13 protein-coding genes and 1 pseudogene are annotated in these 15,141 nt (G+C 45.3%); 8 read left to right on the forward strand and 6 right to left on the reverse strand.

Translation table 11 applies throughout. The annotated features are described in order from the left end of the window. Positions 1–84: 84 nt before the first annotated feature. On the reverse strand, positions 85–483 hold the full coding sequence (gene msrB, locus Q1A70_RS04960; RefSeq protein WP_299689370.1) for a peptide-methionine (R)-S-oxide reductase MsrB: 399 nt from the start codon (positions 481–483) through the stop codon (positions 85–87). A gap of 359 nt (positions 484–842) precedes the next feature. Here msrB and gap point away from each other — a divergent pair, with 359 nt between their 5' ends. The 5 genes from gap to Q1A70_RS04985 all read left to right on the forward strand — a co-directional run bounded on the left by gap (position 843) and on the right by Q1A70_RS04985 (position 5,616). Further along, positions 843–1,838: a type I glyceraldehyde-3-phosphate dehydrogenase gene (gene gap / locus Q1A70_RS04965; protein WP_299689367.1), complete on the forward strand. Its 996-nt coding sequence runs from the start codon at positions 843–845 to the stop codon at positions 1,836–1,838. A 315-nt stretch (positions 1,839–2,153) separates the two neighbouring features. Continuing rightward, positions 2,154–3,038: a D-hexose-6-phosphate mutarotase gene (locus tag Q1A70_RS04970; RefSeq protein WP_299689364.1), complete on the forward strand. Its 885-nt coding sequence runs from the start codon at positions 2,154–2,156 to the stop codon at positions 3,036–3,038. A 111-nt stretch (positions 3,039–3,149) separates the two neighbouring features. After that, positions 3,150–3,965, forward strand: a complete 816-nt coding sequence (gene rlmA / locus Q1A70_RS04975; RefSeq protein ID WP_299689361.1) for a 23S rRNA (guanine(745)-N(1))-methyltransferase — start codon at positions 3,150–3,152, stop codon at positions 3,963–3,965. A gap of 75 nt (positions 3,966–4,040) precedes the next feature. Continuing rightward, positions 4,041–5,000, forward strand: coding sequence for a ChaN family lipoprotein (locus Q1A70_RS04980; protein WP_299689358.1), 960 nt, complete (start codon positions 4,041–4,043; stop codon positions 4,998–5,000). A gap of 262 nt (positions 5,001–5,262) precedes the next feature. Beyond that, positions 5,263–5,616, forward strand: coding sequence for a hypothetical protein (locus Q1A70_RS04985; protein ID WP_299689355.1), 354 nt, complete (start codon positions 5,263–5,265; stop codon positions 5,614–5,616). 64 nt (positions 5,617–5,680) lie between these two features. Here Q1A70_RS04985 and Q1A70_RS04990 read toward each other — a convergent pair whose 3' ends face one another. The 3 genes and pseudogenes from Q1A70_RS04990 to Q1A70_RS05000 form a co-directional block, all read right to left on the reverse strand. After that, on the reverse strand, positions 5,681–6,262 hold the full coding sequence (locus Q1A70_RS04990) for a GNAT family protein (RefSeq protein WP_299689352.1): 582 nt from the start codon (positions 6,260–6,262) through the stop codon (positions 5,681–5,683). A gap of 97 nt (positions 6,263–6,359) precedes the next feature. Further along, positions 6,360–6,521, reverse strand: a pseudogene (locus Q1A70_RS04995) (AraC family transcriptional regulator); the annotation flags it as partial. Between the two features lie 150 nt (positions 6,522–6,671). Beyond that, positions 6,672–7,565: a DMT family transporter gene (locus tag Q1A70_RS05000; RefSeq protein WP_299689349.1), complete on the reverse strand. Its 894-nt coding sequence runs from the start codon at positions 7,563–7,565 to the stop codon at positions 6,672–6,674. Positions 7,566–7,860: 295 nt separating this feature from the next. Here Q1A70_RS05000 and Q1A70_RS05005 point away from each other — a divergent pair, with 295 nt between their 5' ends. The 3 genes from Q1A70_RS05005 to Q1A70_RS05015 are packed head-to-tail and all read left to right on the forward strand — an operon-like array spanning position 7,861 to position 12,223. Beyond that, positions 7,861–8,559, forward strand: a complete 699-nt coding sequence (locus tag Q1A70_RS05005; protein ID WP_299689345.1) for an ABC transporter ATP-binding protein — start codon at positions 7,861–7,863, stop codon at positions 8,557–8,559. 8 nt (positions 8,560–8,567) lie between these two features. Then, on the forward strand, positions 8,568–11,090 hold the full coding sequence (locus tag Q1A70_RS05010) for an FtsX-like permease family protein (protein WP_299689376.1): 2,523 nt from the start codon (positions 8,568–8,570) through the stop codon (positions 11,088–11,090). Then, positions 11,090–12,223 (forward strand): lipocalin-like domain-containing protein, encoded by a 1,134-nt coding sequence (locus Q1A70_RS05015; RefSeq protein ID WP_299689342.1) that lies wholly within the window; start codon positions 11,090–11,092, stop codon positions 12,221–12,223. The genes Q1A70_RS05010 and Q1A70_RS05015 overlap by 1 nt, the downstream gene beginning before the upstream one ends. A gap of 798 nt (positions 12,224–13,021) precedes the next feature. Here the strand turns inward: Q1A70_RS05015 and Q1A70_RS05020 are convergent. Further along, entirely contained in the window at positions 13,022–14,662 is a 1,641-nt protein-coding gene (locus Q1A70_RS05020; protein WP_299689339.1) for a hypothetical protein, read from the reverse strand. Beyond that, complete coding sequence (locus tag Q1A70_RS05025; protein ID WP_299689336.1) at positions 14,659–15,132, reverse strand: DNA-binding protein; 474 nt, start codon at positions 15,130–15,132, stop codon at positions 14,659–14,661. The genes Q1A70_RS05020 and Q1A70_RS05025 overlap by 4 nt, the downstream gene beginning before the upstream one ends. Positions 15,133–15,141: the final 9 nt, after the last annotated feature.

Raw genomic sequence — 15,141 nt, forward strand, 5'->3', positions numbered from 1 at the left:
TCGCTGGCATTCATGTTGATGTGGCTACCGATGTATTGTTGAACACGGAATGTACAGCAAAGATCAACACGCCCTAGTTACAAGTTATTCGGTGTTTTCGGCATTTTTGTTGAAAATTAACGACACAGAATTAACACAGAATCGTTCGCCCGTTGTTTTAGGTCCATCGGGGAAAACGTGACCTAAATGGCTATCACATACACTGCATCGAATCTCAATCCGCTTCATTCCGTGACTGAGATCTTCTATATAGCGCACAGCTTCATCATTTACAGGGGCATCAAAGCTAGGCCAGCCACATCCAGAGTCGTATTTGTTATCCGATAAAAACAGAGGGGCTTGGCAGCATGTGCAGCTATAGACACCTGTCTTATGGTTATGCAGTAATTTACCGCTATAAGGGGCCTCTGTACCACGCAGACGACACACTTCAAATTCATCGTCGGTTAGGCGTTCACGCCAGTATTCATTAGGCTTTATCATCTTTTTTCCCTTTTGAATCCCATTAATATCTCCCTACTTTCTCATTTATTATATTTACTTTTTTATATTATGGCTTGCATATGGGTCGTGTTGTAGCACATACTTTCTCGCGAGAAAAACATGGTACATATATACTCATAAGTGAATCATCATTTATACGTATTTTACCAAACTGGAAGGCTACAGAACCATCCGTAATGGTCAACTTTCAACCACTTACACCCAGTTGTTAAGAAAAGCATCGATTTTTTTTGACATTAAACAAGTTAAGTCGGATTATCTATTGCAGATGTATACTGGATTCTGTAATTTTACTACCAGTTATCTTTAATCAGAAATTAAGTTGTGGAGCAACTACAATGACTATCAAAGTAGGTATTAACGGTTTTGGCCGTATCGGCCGTTTCGTATTCCGCGCAGCTCAAGAGCGTGCAGACATCGAAGTAGTAGGTATTAACGATCTAATCGACGTAGAGTACATGGCATACATGCTTAAGTACGACTCAACTCACGGCCGTTTCAACGGTACTGTTGAAGTTGAAGGCGGTAACCTAATCGTTAACGGTAAAACTGTACGTGTTACAGCTGAGCGTAACCCAGAAGAACTTAAGTGGGACGCAATCAACGTAGACGTTGTTGCTGAAGCTACTGGTCTTTTCCTAACAGACGAGACTGCACGTAAGCACATCACTGCTGGTGCTAAGAAAGTTGTTCTTACTGGTCCTTCTAAAGATGCAACTCCAATGTTCGTAATGGGCGTTAACCAAGCATCTTACGCTGGTCAAGACATCGTTTCTAACGCTTCTTGTACTACTAACTGTCTTGCACCTATCGCTAAAGTACTTAACGATAAGTGGGGCATTGAGTCTGGTCTTATGACTACAGTTCACGCTACTACAGCAACTCAAAAAACTGTAGATGGCCCTTCTGTTAAAGACTGGCGCGGTGGCCGTGGTGCTTCTCAAAACATCATCCCATCTTCAACTGGTGCTGCTAAAGCAGTAGGCGTTGTTCTTCCAGAACTAAACGGCCTTCTAACTGGTATGGCTTTCCGCGTACCAACTGCTAACGTATCTGTAGTTGACCTAACAGTTAACCTAAAAGAAGCTGCATCTTACGAAGAAATTTGTGCTGCAATGAAAGAAGCTTCTGAAGGCGAAATGGCTGGCGTTCTTGGTTACACTGAAGACGCAGTAGTTTCTCAAGACTTCATCGGCGAAACTCAAACTTCTGTGTTTGACGCTGCTGCTGGTGTTGCTCTAACTGACAAATTCGTTAAAGTTGTATCTTGGTACGACAACGAAATCGGTTACTCAAACAAAGTTCTAGACCTAATCGCTCACATCTCTAAGTAATTTCTTTTTAGAAATCGCTTTAGATAAGCATTAGCGAAGACTGTTTTGAGCAGACTTTGAAAAAGGCGACCTTTGTGTCGCCTTTTTAATACCTGCTATCTGTTGAGCCAATAAGGTTAATCTATTAAAACTAGACTATTTTTTATGCAAAGATAATTTCAGGAAAAGAGAGTTTCAAGCAAACTTTTTTACAAATATGATTGTAAGCATAAGCGGTGAGATTCAATTCCAATACAGCCTCAGCTTGTCACCCCTACCATAACAAGCACCCATCTAGTCGGTATTTGAATTCAATTTCCTTATAAGGACTATGTAATGGATTTACTTACTCTACCTGCACTGGCTGTACTTTCTGACAGCGTCACTATCGTTGAACACGAAGGTGTAAAACTGGTTCGCATTATCCACGATAAAGCAAACGCAGCGATTTCACTGTTTGGCGGCCATGTTGTGTCGTTCCAACCACAAGGCCAACAAGACCTGATTTGGATGAGCCAACAAGCTAAGTTTGATGGAAAAACGGCTTTACGTGGTGGTATTCCAATCTGTTGGCCTTGGTTTGGCCGCATTGCAGCACCTGCACATGGTTTTGCTCGGTCAAACGAGTGGCAATTGGTTGAGCACCGTGAAAGCGAAGCGGGGGTGATTGTTAGCTTAGGTCTAAAGCCTAGTGAAGAAACGCTAGCGGTATGGCCTCACCAATTTGATGCACGACTGAATATTGAGATTGGCGATCAGCTGAAAATGACACTGGATGTCAAGAACACAGATTCGCAGCCGTGGATCTTCTCTGGTGCACTGCACACCTACCTCAATATTGGCGATATCCATAGCACAACCACAACAGGCATGGGTACTGAGTACATTGATAGCCTGCAAGAGAATAAGCTCTGCCAAGGCGGCTCTGAGCTGGTGCTGACCGACACTATTGATCGCGTTTATACTCAGCCAGAAGCACAAATCTGTGTTGCTGACAAAAAGTTTGATCGCACACTGACCGTTGAAAATCACGGTCACAATTCAGCGGTACTGTGGAACCCTTGGGCTGAAGGGGCTACTGGTATGGGTGACATGCAAGACGACGGTTACCTAACCATGTTGTGTGTTGAATCAACACTGCACGCACCAAGCCTAGAAGCAGGTAAAACACTCCAGCCGGGTGAAAGCCACCAACTGATCACTGTGATTCGTTCCCAATAACCGTATAAACGCAGTTATAACAAACGATTTTTGAGCGGCTTTATGTCGCTCTTTTACTTTTTGGTTTTAGCTCGTTACACTTGCGCTGTCTATTCTCCTTTAGAGGTCTCCATGACTTACCAATGCCCTTTGTGTCACCAACCTTTATCTCAACACGATCGTACGTTTAAGTGTGAAAAGAATCACCAGTTCGACCTCGCTAAAGAAGGCTATGTCAACTTGATGCCAGCTCACCACAAACGCTCAAAAGATCCTGGCGACAATAAAGAGATGATGCAGGCACGTCGTCGCTTCCTTGAAGGTAACCACTACGATCCAATGCGCCAAGCGATTGTTGGATTATGTTCGACCTACCTACCCGAGACTAACCCGAGCTTATTGGATATCGGTTGTGGCGAAGGGTATTACACCAATGAAATAGCGTTAAGTCTTGAGCAAAACAATGGTGCGATTTTTGGCCTAGATATTTCTAAGATTGCTATCAAGTACGCTGCTAAGCGCTACCCTGCTGTCGATTTCTCTGTAGCCTCTAGCCATCGCCTACCCTTTGCTGAAAACAGCTTAGATGGCATTCTGCGCATTTACGCACCATGTAAGGCTGAAGAACTGCAACGTACCATCAAAGACAATGGCGTCGTGATCACCGTGACACCAGCCAGTCGACACCTATACCAACTGCGTGATGCGATTTATGATGGCGTTCGTTTGCATGACGAAAATCCAGAAGTGATCGAAGGTTTTACGCTTGAACACCAAGAGCAACTAAACTATATGATGGAACTATCGGGGTCAGATGCATTCGACCTGCTACAGATGACGCCGTTTGCTTGGAAAGCGACTGAGGAGTTTAAACAGCAACTCACCGAAGCTGAGCAATTCAACTGTGAAGCGGATTTTATGTTGAGAGTGTATCGCAAACAGATTTAACTGATATTGATTATCGTTTGCATTGAAATATCATCTTGCCTCCTTTAATATGCGTGTTCTTCAAGGAGGCATTTCATGCAACGTATTATTCTTATCGGATTAGCTACCCTGCTTACGGCTTGTGCTAATCAACCTTCAAACAGCACTTCTCAACAAGTGACTAACACGCAAACGGAAACCGTTTCCACATTCTATGATTACCAGTTTGCTTCTCCACAAGGTGAAACCCTTTCTCTCAATGCTTTACCCGAGCAGCTGATTGACGCCGATGTGGTTCTGATTGGCGAATGGCACACTCACTCAGCAATTCATCGCTTCCAAACCGACTTCTTAAAAGCGCGCCGTAACGCAACATCAAACATTGCGCTTTCAATGGAACAATTCACTCGAGAACATCAAGACACTCTGAATCAATATCTAAATGATGAGATTGGTGAACAGGTTCTTATCTCTCAAGCAGCTGCTTGGCCAAATTACGAAAGTGATTACCGCGCACTGGTTGAGTTCGCTAAAGCGAATGACGTAGATGTTATCGCAGCAAACGCGCCAAAGCCCTTCGTTCAGTGTATTGGTCGCAAGGGATTACCTTACCTAGAGCAGCTTTCTTCAGAACAGCGAGATTGGGTTGCGACTGAGGTTAATATTGGCGATAGCCCTTACAAAGAAAAGTTCATGGCTTCTATGCATCACGGTACGCCAGAGCAAACAGAAAAGCAGTTTGCCGCTCAGATTACGTGGGATGAGACCATGGCTGAATCAATCGTTGATTACCTGGCATCGAACCCAGATAATCAAGTAATTCATGTCGCAGGCAAGTTCCACACAGAAGGTGGTTTAGGCACGGCGGCTTCGATTCTACGTCGTAACCCAGATCTAAAAGTAGCAGTTATCAGCCCAGTTACTGAGTTCTCATCGGATACGACGGATTACCAACTAAAAGTGCTTTCTCCACCGGCGCGCTTTGTTCAGAAAGAGAATCGAATGAAAGCATACAAGCACCTATCTAAGCGTGGTGCGAACCTAGAATGTGATTAATCAAACGATGGGCTAATTAGAGATAAATAGCTCATCACTAAAGCCTCCCTCCCCTACTCATTCAGTACTTAAATACAAGCTTCTCCGGCATAAGCTTTGCTTAATAGTGTTCAATTAGCAGTGATCACAGAATAGCTGTCAGTTTAATTCAGCAGATGAAAATGTAACGTGCGAGTAAAAAAGCATCATTGTGATGATTAATTGCACAAGTTTTTTATAACTCTGCCGATAGCATGTCTAAGGATAGGTAAGGAGAAGCGAGATGACACCAATAGGAACCAGTAATACACAGCTCTATTCGCCATCACAAATCAATACACAAAATAAAGGCACTGAAGCTGAAAGAGCAGCGCCTGTTAAGGTCGAGCAAAACACTGTCACACTTTCTGATGAAGGAAAAGCGCTGTTATCTGCTCTTAAAGAGATAGAGAAAGAGACGAAAAAAGTCGAATCAGAGAATGCAACAGTCACCGATAAAGTGGAGTCATTTGCTCATGGCGCATTAGGTATGGATCACCCTGACAAGATTGAAGAAGAGAACGATGGCTCATATTCAGCAGGGCAATACTTGTCCGCTGCGGCAACGATCGGCGGAATACTTATCGCCCTGCTCTAGCCTGTTATCTTAGGGCAGGTATGACGTCGATTTGTCGACAACAACCGTGGTACTTAAGCCGCAATTAACGCGCTTCGAACTGGGCTTTGGTTATGCCATACAGCACTCGGTCATCAAACCCGGACTCTACTTTATAGTAGTCCTTTTGCGTGCCTTCTAAAATGTAGCCACACTTTTCCATGGTTTTATACGAGCCGACATTGCCTAGGTAACAATCTGCCGTCACTTTATGAGCATCGAGCTCAACAAAAGCCAGTTTTGTCATAAAAGCACACGCTAACGTAGCTATACCTTGTCGCCAGGCGTGCTCTGCAAGTTGATACCCCACTTCAAAGTTGCCTTGCATGAACATTACGCCAGGTAAGCCTGTCATCCCCATATATCTTCCATCAAGATCTCGAATAATTGCCGTTGGATTTTCAGGCCACTCTCCCTTTGCTACCGATTGCTGGGTGTTTTCAATGATTGGGTTGAAAAAACCTTCATACAATTCAATCGGCGCTGGAGCGAAAAAAAGATACTTAGCAACATTAGGGTTATCGAGCATAGCAACGATGTCTTTAAGATCATCTTGAGTGATCAACTGGATGGTCAATGTGTCACTTAGAGGTACGGCTTGACCTTGCTTGAATAGAGAGAAAGACATTGGGTATTACCTTGTTTTGAATAGAGGCTAATAATAAGAGTTGAGCGCCGTGCAGGATTGAATATTTGCGACTTTTATACTTTTATACTTTTATACTTTATAACAGAAACTCTCCCGGCTCAAAGTCGCCATAAGCATCTATGACTAAGTCTCGAGCATTTAAGTAACCCGACGGTGTCACCCCAATGACTTGCTTCATTTGTCGAATCAGATGAGGTTGGTCGCTAAAACCAAACCGACTCGCTATCTCCGCCCAATCGGACTTATTGGGATGTTTCCAAGTAATCATGCGGCTCCCTTTTAACGACCCTATCAGTATATCGTCAATAGAGAGCCAATCAATTTATCTCTTATCTCTTATCTCTTATCTCAGCGATGCATTTTGTTCACGCATCGGCGCGACCATACATTACGACTTAGGTTGATTTGCCTCTACCTCAAACGAAGCATGGCTATCTCTTCTAAACAACGTCTTCCATTTGATTGGCATCATTGGCACGACAATCAGACTGATACCGACCAGCGTCAACATGTCTGGGATCTCATCAAACCACATCACACCAAATAAGGTCACAAACACCAGTCCCGAATATTCCGCGAGCGCAATCTGGCTTGCCGGTGCTTTTTTATAAGCCACCACAACCAGAGCGTGGTATCCAAGAACGAATAGGTTGATTGCCATGATCCACCCAACATGCTGCCACTCAATCGTCGCCCATGCAGGCAGAGCAAGTACTAGTGCAAGCGGTAGGGTCATAATGCTCGTCCAAAACAAGGTCGAAATAATGTGCTGTTCCGCGTGCAGTCGCTTAATCAGAATATTGCCCACACCCATCGCGAGCGCACTGCCTAATCCCGCAATCGCAGCCCAGTGAAATTGCTCGGGACGCAACACAATCAATACACCAGCGAAACCAATCAGTGTCGCAATCACTTTTGAGGATGTCGGTTTTTCTTTCAGCAGTACAATCGATAACGGAAGCATGAGTATCGGCCCTACATAGAACATTGCGTTCGCTGTAGCCAAAGTCAGATGTGTAATGGCAATCATCGCGCAACCACTGCCCACAAGGATAAATTGCGCCCGTAAGAAGTTAATACGGCAACCACCTTGCATACGTGTCTCTCTGGGTAACTTGAGCCAAAAAGGAAGCAGTAGCATCACACTGAGCAATTGACGGATAAACACATACTGGAACGTGGGTACTTCACCGTTAAGTACTTTTAGTGAGACATCCGAAAAGGATGCAAGCAGGTTAGCTAATACCAAAAGTAAAATGGCGTGGTTGATGGTTTTTGTCATACTGAAACAGAGCTACACATTTGTCATACAATTTTGGCGCACATAATACATGAGAATGAAAAAGAAGTAAGAACAAAGTTGTCAGATACTTTGTGTGCCATCGGCAATCTCAAAACTCATCTCGAAAGTAGTCGGCACAACGCACTTCTTGATCCATTCCTTTAAATTTACAGTACAAGTTATCAATGACGGGATATCAATCGCTAGTTTTTCAGATTGTTGTCTACAGTTTAAAGGGTTTACCGATAAGGCCATGGCTAAAAAAATCAGCGCCTGTTGATTGTAGGGAGAAGAAATGGAAAGCCCAATAGTGACACTCGCACGTGCCAATAAAAGCTTTGTTGATGGCAAAGATACCCATCACGTGTTTGAAAATGTCGACTTCGCTTTGGCGACAGGGGCAAGCGTGGCTTTGACAGGGGTGAGTGGCAGCGGAAAAAGTACTCTGCTGAACATCATTGCGGGGTTTGAACCTCTATCTGGTGGCGAGTTGTGGCTCGATGGCGAGGACACCTCAGATTGGAAAGACCCACAATGGAGTCGATACCGCTATCAAAAGCTGGGGGTTATCTTTCAGCAGTTCAACTTGTTAACCCCACTCAACGTAAAACAAAACATCGCCTTCCCACTCCATTTAAATCAACAAAAATGGAGCGACTGGTGCGATTATTTAGTTGATGTATTGGGCATCAGCGAGCTACTCGAAAGACACGTATCCGCACTCTCTGGCGGTCAGCAACAGCGAGTCGCCATCGCACGCGCTTTAGCTCACAAACCTAAACTACTGCTTGCCGATGAACCTACAGGCAACCTCGACCACAAAGCAGGCATTGAGGTAATGAAGCTGCTGAGTGAAATCACTACACAAGCCAACACTGCCGTGCTTTTGGTTACGCACAGCCCGGAATGTGCCAACTTTATGCAGACAAAATTGGTGTTAGATGATGGTTGTTTAAGGAACGTAGATCTAACACCAAGAGCAGCAGCGTTGTGAGTCATTCAATGAAGCAAACTGGCTTCGCACACAACCAGCTCACCCATACCAAACTGACATTAAATCTATTCGCAGCGCACTATCGTCAATCGCCATTGCAAGCCGCAGCGATTCTGATCGGCATTGTGCTTGCGGTCACCTTGTTTGTCGCGGTGCAAACCATCAACCTCAATGCCAAGCGCAGTTATGCAGAATCGACCGAGCAACTTAGCGCCCAAGCGCAGAACCTTATCATTCCACCAGCAGGGCAAAACTATTTGCCGGAAGCGCTTTACTTGAGCTTAAGACAACGTGGATTAAGCGCAGCGCTACCTGTGATTGAAGGGCGAGTAAGAGATGAGCAAGGTCGACGTTGGTCAGTTCAAGGCAGCGAGCTGGTCGCTGCCCTCACTTCAAGATCTCGCCACTCTCGCGTCGACGAACAAAGCAATACTCAAGCCAAAGAGCCAAACATTTCCCTGTTCGACAATGCCTTACCTTTGCCGCAACTCTTAGCGGGTGAACCCATTGTGATGATGAGCCAGTCGCAACACAGAAACTTAGGAGAAATAGACACACTCACTTTGGATGAAGTGCCCACTCAAGTGGTAGTGCTGCCAGATGAATGGCAGCTAGGTAGCCGAATGTTGATGGACATTGGGTTTGCTCAGCAACTGCTTAACAAGCAAGGACAACTGAGCTATATCGCTATTTTTGACACTAAGAGCGACACTCAGGATAAATGGCAGAGCATCATAGGCGCGCAAGGGCAATGGATTACCAACAACCAAAGTACGGATCTCGGTTCAATCACCGACAGCTTTCACCTCAATCTGACCGCCATGAGCTTGTTGGCGTTTTTGGTTGGTCTGTTCATCGCTTACAACGGTGTGAAGTACAGTTTGCTGAAACGTAATCGGCTGTTGGTGCAAATTCAACAAGCCGGTATTGTTCCAAGCATCGTGTTTTCAGCTCTGTTAATCGAGCTGATTCTTTTAGTCACACTGGGCGCGTCGTTTGGCTTCATTTTCGGCATTCAACTCAGCCATTGGCTACATCCCACCGTTGCGATAACGCTTGAGCAACTTTACGGTGCCACACTGCTTCCCGGTACATGGCAGTGGCAATGGTTAGTGCAAGCACTGCTGCTCACGTTGGCTGCTACGCTTGTCGCATGTTGGCAGCATTTTAAACAGCGATTGCGACACCCACTCTCTTCTCATGGCGGTTTCTATCAAGCGCCGGAAACGTCCAACGAAAATCAGCTGTTTGTTATCGGGTCAGTATTCACCATTGTCGCAATAGCAGGGTTATGGCAGAGCGAACATCACCGCTTCACCATGGCATGGCTCGGTGTGTTAGTGATGTCGATTCCCTTGTATCTGCCCAGAACGCTCAGTTTGCTAGCGAACTGGAGCGAAAAACATACCCAATCGGGACTAATACACTATCTGTTCGCTGAGCTACGTGAACTTATCTCCCCTCTTTCCCTTGCCATGATGGCGTTGCTTCTCGCGGTCACCGCTAATGTGGGAATGAATACCTTAGTCGGTAGCTTTGAATCCACGTTAAAGCAATGGCTTGAACAGCGTTTACATGCCGATATTTACGTTAGCCCAGCCCAAGGTGAAATCGCAAATGTGGAGCGTGCGTTAGAGCAGTTTGATAATATTGACACCGTCTATAAGCAATACTACGTCGATGATAACTTGCTCGGCTTACCAACTTTGCTCGGCACCAAAGACAAAGACACACTTGAGCAAACCATGGTGTTCCAATCCGACCTTGATGACTTCTGGACGCGCTTTTACCAAGGTGAATTAGTGGCGATCAGCGAACCTACAGCGGTGAAGCTCTACTTGTCCCTTGGAAGCCAACTCAAGCTCGACGCGATCCAAGACAAAACACTCATCGTCGGGGCGATTTTCTACGATTACGGTTCACCGAATGGTGAAGTGTTACTTGCGCCTAATCTATGGTTCGAAAGCGGATTTACTGACTTACCCACCAGCTTGGGAATCAAGGTATCTGGCGACCCTCAAGTGGTGTACGAACAGCTACGCCAACAACTGAATTTGCACCCAAGTCAGCTTTACGATCAAGCACAGGTCAAATCGATTGCTTTAGATATCTTCTCACAAACCTTTGCCATCACTCGGGCGCTTAATGGCGTCACATTAATGGTGGCGGTGATTGGGTTGTTCTGCGCCTGTTTCATGTTGCTTGATGCACGCAAAGCCGCTATTGCAAGGTTGTATGCGCTCGGTGTTAGTCAGAAAAAATTGATGACAATGGTAATCGGGCAAATCGTTGTTCTGGTCGCCTTCACTCTGGTTATCGCCTTACCACTCGGCGCTATGGTCGGTTATGTGTTGACGGATATCGTCACCCTGCGCGCCTTTGGTTGGAGTTTAAATTATGTATGGAATTGGAGTGACGCACTCAGCATCGCATCTATCACCATTTTAGTGGCTGTGATTGCGACCGTGATTCCACTGTGGCGTTTGGTCAGTAAACCCGTGGTATCCAGTTTGCAGAGTGAGGTGTTGTGATGAATCGACCAATAACAGCTTTGGTTCTCACACTTGGCATCTTGATCCTTTTAGGGTGCGATGAATCCACACCACAAACCGCTCAAAATATGGGTTCGATACTCGGCACTGGAACACAAGCCGAGAATGAAACAACAATCGATCAAGCGCAATTTTCTCCGGTATTAAAAGGCGTGGAGATCACCTTCCCTGCTGACCATCAAGCCCATCCAGATTTTCGTCATGAATGGTGGTATTTGACCGCAAACTTAATTGATGAAGAAGGCAATACTTTAGGCGTGCAGTGGACACAATTCCGCTTCGCGACGACGCCACAGGAAGGTACCAATAGCGCTGAGAAAACCACGTGGCAAAGTCAGCAAATCTACATGGCACACAGTGCTGTCACCACTAAAAACAAGCACTACGCCGATGAGAAGTGGTCTCGCGATCAAGCTGAACTAGCAGGTGTAAGCACTTCGCCGTTTCGTGTTTATCTCGATGATTGGCAATGGACGTCGACTAGCGATGATCTGTTCCCTGCGACATTGGTCGCTAACTCGGAGCAATTTGGATACTCGCTAAAGTTAACCAACAACGCGCCTTATCAAAAGCAAGGCGAGCAAGGCTACAGCACTAAAAGTCGCGATGGCAAAGTGGCTTCCTATTATTACAGCCAACCATTCATTAATGTATCGGGCGAGGTAACTATTGATGGCGTCAACCATCTGGTTTCCGGTAAAGGCTGGATTGACAGAGAATGGAGCTCGCAGTTTCTGCTCGACTCTCAACAAGGCTGGGATTGGTTTGCGCTGAGGCTGAGTGATGAAACCAGCTTAGTAGTGTTTCAGCTTCGTAACTCAACGACAGGCAAAGAGAGTTATTCCCACGCAAGGTTAATGCAGAAAGATGGATCTGGTATCACGATTAAGCAGCAAGACATCCGCCTAACCGCCACCAAGAAAACTGAAATCGATAAGCGTGACTACCCAACAGAGTGGCAAATTTCGATTCCGACACAACAAATCGAACTGACCGTCTCAGCGCTCAATCCAAATGCCAAAATGCCGCTATCGATCCCCTATTGGGAGGGGCCAATCATGATTAAAGGCTCTCATTCCGGATCTGGCTATATGGAGCTAACGGGCTATTAATCATCAATAGCCGATACTGAAATGAGAAACGCTGGAGCGCCTAGCCTCGATTTGGATGATTCAAAATGTGATCTTATTGAGCGTGATGAATATAATTCAATTAAAACAATTAGATAAATACAACCTACATTGAGTTTGTCCCAAAAATGTCCACACCACAACTTCACGGCACTTAGTTACTCTTCCCCGCACTCCAAAACGAAAACCCGCTTTTCGTCACTCCATAAACTCGAAATAAGCAACGAGAGCTTTAATTTTTTGACTGTCCTGTTTTGAAAAAATGTAAATCCACTAAAATTCGCTTTCAAGCCTTGCCCTATCTAGCTTCACAACACACAAAAGAGATCTTTAAAAATCCATTCCAGATCATCGAAACAGTGACAAAAAACACACCAACCATTATTTATCAATAACTTACAAACAGTTGCTAGATCTTTTCTGATCGTTAATTTTTCAATTTGCTGAAAAAAACTGAAATGACTGAAATTCTATATAGGGCTATATAACCCATTTTGAGAGGCTTTAACCCACCCCTAATCCCCTTATAGCAAAAGGCTTTACGCCTTATCTGCTTGGCTTTCTGGCGCTCTGATTTTTCATAACTCTAAAACTGTAAAAAAACTGATCGAAAAACCGCGCAGGCGGGTGAGGAGAGTGCGGATTTTGTCATCCGGTCTTTGTGTTTCGTGGCTCTGTGGTCGCTGTTTGCCCCGTAGTGGTGTTGTTCTGGTTTTGCCTTGATGCAGGCATAAAGAAACGCAGCCGTTTGGCTGCGTTGATTGTGGGCGTTTCTGTGAGCTAACTTGTTTGTGTAATTGGGTCGAGTCGCCCTTTAAGGTTGGAACTATCCGAGCCATGGCCACTAATGGCACTCGCTTGTACTGGTGCTTTGGTAGATGCATTGCCAGAAGCAACACCACTGTGCGTATGAGTCGCTAATGTGTCGGCAAATTCTTTCACTACCTGCATAAGTTCAGACAATAGAATCAAGACGTTCTCTTGCTTCGAGCCTACCCACGTTTTTGGTGACTGCAGCCATTGGTGATCAGCGGCAATACTTCGGCGAACTTTGCCGATAGTCTCCACCAATTCGCCAGCAGTCGCGGTTTGCATGTTGCCCAAACTGCCTAGAACAATATCATCACCTGCTATTAGGTTAATTGCGCCTAGTGCTTCAATAAGCTTTTTGCCGATCACTTCTTCAATGCTGTGCTCATCAACCAAAATATGGTGCTGACCAAATTCACCACGATAGCGTTTTACTTGGTCTAGCTTTTCAAATGCTTTTTGGTTTTGCGTTTGGTCGGTCTTCTGGGTTGTATTTCCTGCTGCATCAATTCGGTTGCTGACCTCTTCACGTTGCTGCTGCAGTTGTTCCCCCGGCTCAATCGACGGCAACGCATATTCACGGCCATAAATACCACGGATGATAGGTCTGTCATTGCGACCATATGCGAAAGCGATTTCAACTAATGTTCCCTCTAGAGGGTAAGACAGCAATCCAGATTCATGCCCACTCATATGAACAGGCAATGGAATCGAACGATAGACAGGCACATTAATGTCTGGGTTTAAGTTTTCATCAAGCACCTGAACATCTACCGCAAACCTTGGGCGGAATGGGTCAGCAACTTGCCCGGCTGTCGCTGCGTCTCTCACCACCTCAACACGGCCAAACTTGGGCAAATGAAAACCTGCTGCCAACTCTGGGAAGTTCTGCAGCGTTTCACGCTTCTTCGGTGGTATTTCGGATAGCTCATTCTTCCAATAAGCGGTCATTTCGTCTTGAATCAAATCAACTCGATTAACTCGCTTGTCGTTCATGACTCTGCCCGGCCTTAGCATAGGGAACGAAACAAAGGTGACACTGTTACCACTTTGGCGACTAGTGAACTCTTCCGGTAGTGCCATCGGCTTATTGTGGAAGTGACTATCTTGATACGAACCGAAGTACACGACCTGATCAGTATGTTGGAACCAAACACAATCAGGAATAGAAAACGCCTTGGCGATTTGTTCTAAACATTGATAGCCCGTTCCCTGACAAACAAAGTTTGGAATGGTGGTTTTGATGTAATCCGCTTCAGGCAGATTGAATTCAAGCCCTGTCAAACCTGAAAGAACGCCGATCACCTGCTCTGCGGTTGGGTGCTCTAAGCTAACCGCCCAACGTTTAGACAAAATGCCTGTTAGCTCTTTGACCGTGATCTTGTGGTAACCGTTGGCTGCAGGTTGAACTTTGTCGATGTACCCTTCAAACCAAGGAGCAATTTTATTTTCATAACCGATATCTAAACGTACAGACGCAAACGGCTCTGGCTTTGCTTTGGTTTCAACTTCAAAGATAGCAACACTGCCTAGTGATAGCTTTAGGCTCACCATGTTACTCACCAGCTTGACTTCTTCACCACTGATAAACAGGCGTTTCTCTAGCTTCATTGCGTTGCTTCCTCTGCGTTATTCAGTGCCTGTTTTAGTCGTGTATTTTCTCGCTGTTCTGGTTTGGTTTGCTCTTTGGCACGTTGCTCTTTTTGCTCTGCCACACTGTTGTGCTCTCGCAGCTCAAAAGAGACGTTCCAAGCCTGTAAAGTTTCATGCTCTCTCGCATTGATACGGCCAGTGAATTTTACGTTGCGAATCTTGAGTGCTAACGCAATATCATTACCAATCCGATAAACCCGGCGTGTATTGGTTTCGTCTTTGTCCGATGCAAGCGAATACAACTGGGTAAGCGTTTCTACACGTGTGAAAGGAACACGACCACTAAAGGTCAGTTTCTTTCCTTTATCGCCTTGCTCTGCCATATCAGTACCCGATGATTGACCGCTCATGTCTTGGTCTTTTAACTCCATCGACATTTCAACTTTCATCGAGTCTAAGTTAACCGGCACACCATCGAGAGCTAACATAACTTGTCT

It is taken from the genome of uncultured Vibrio sp., assembly GCF_947488985.1.
In the GTDB taxonomy this organism is placed as follows: Bacteria; Pseudomonadota; Gammaproteobacteria; order Enterobacterales; family Vibrionaceae; genus Vibrio.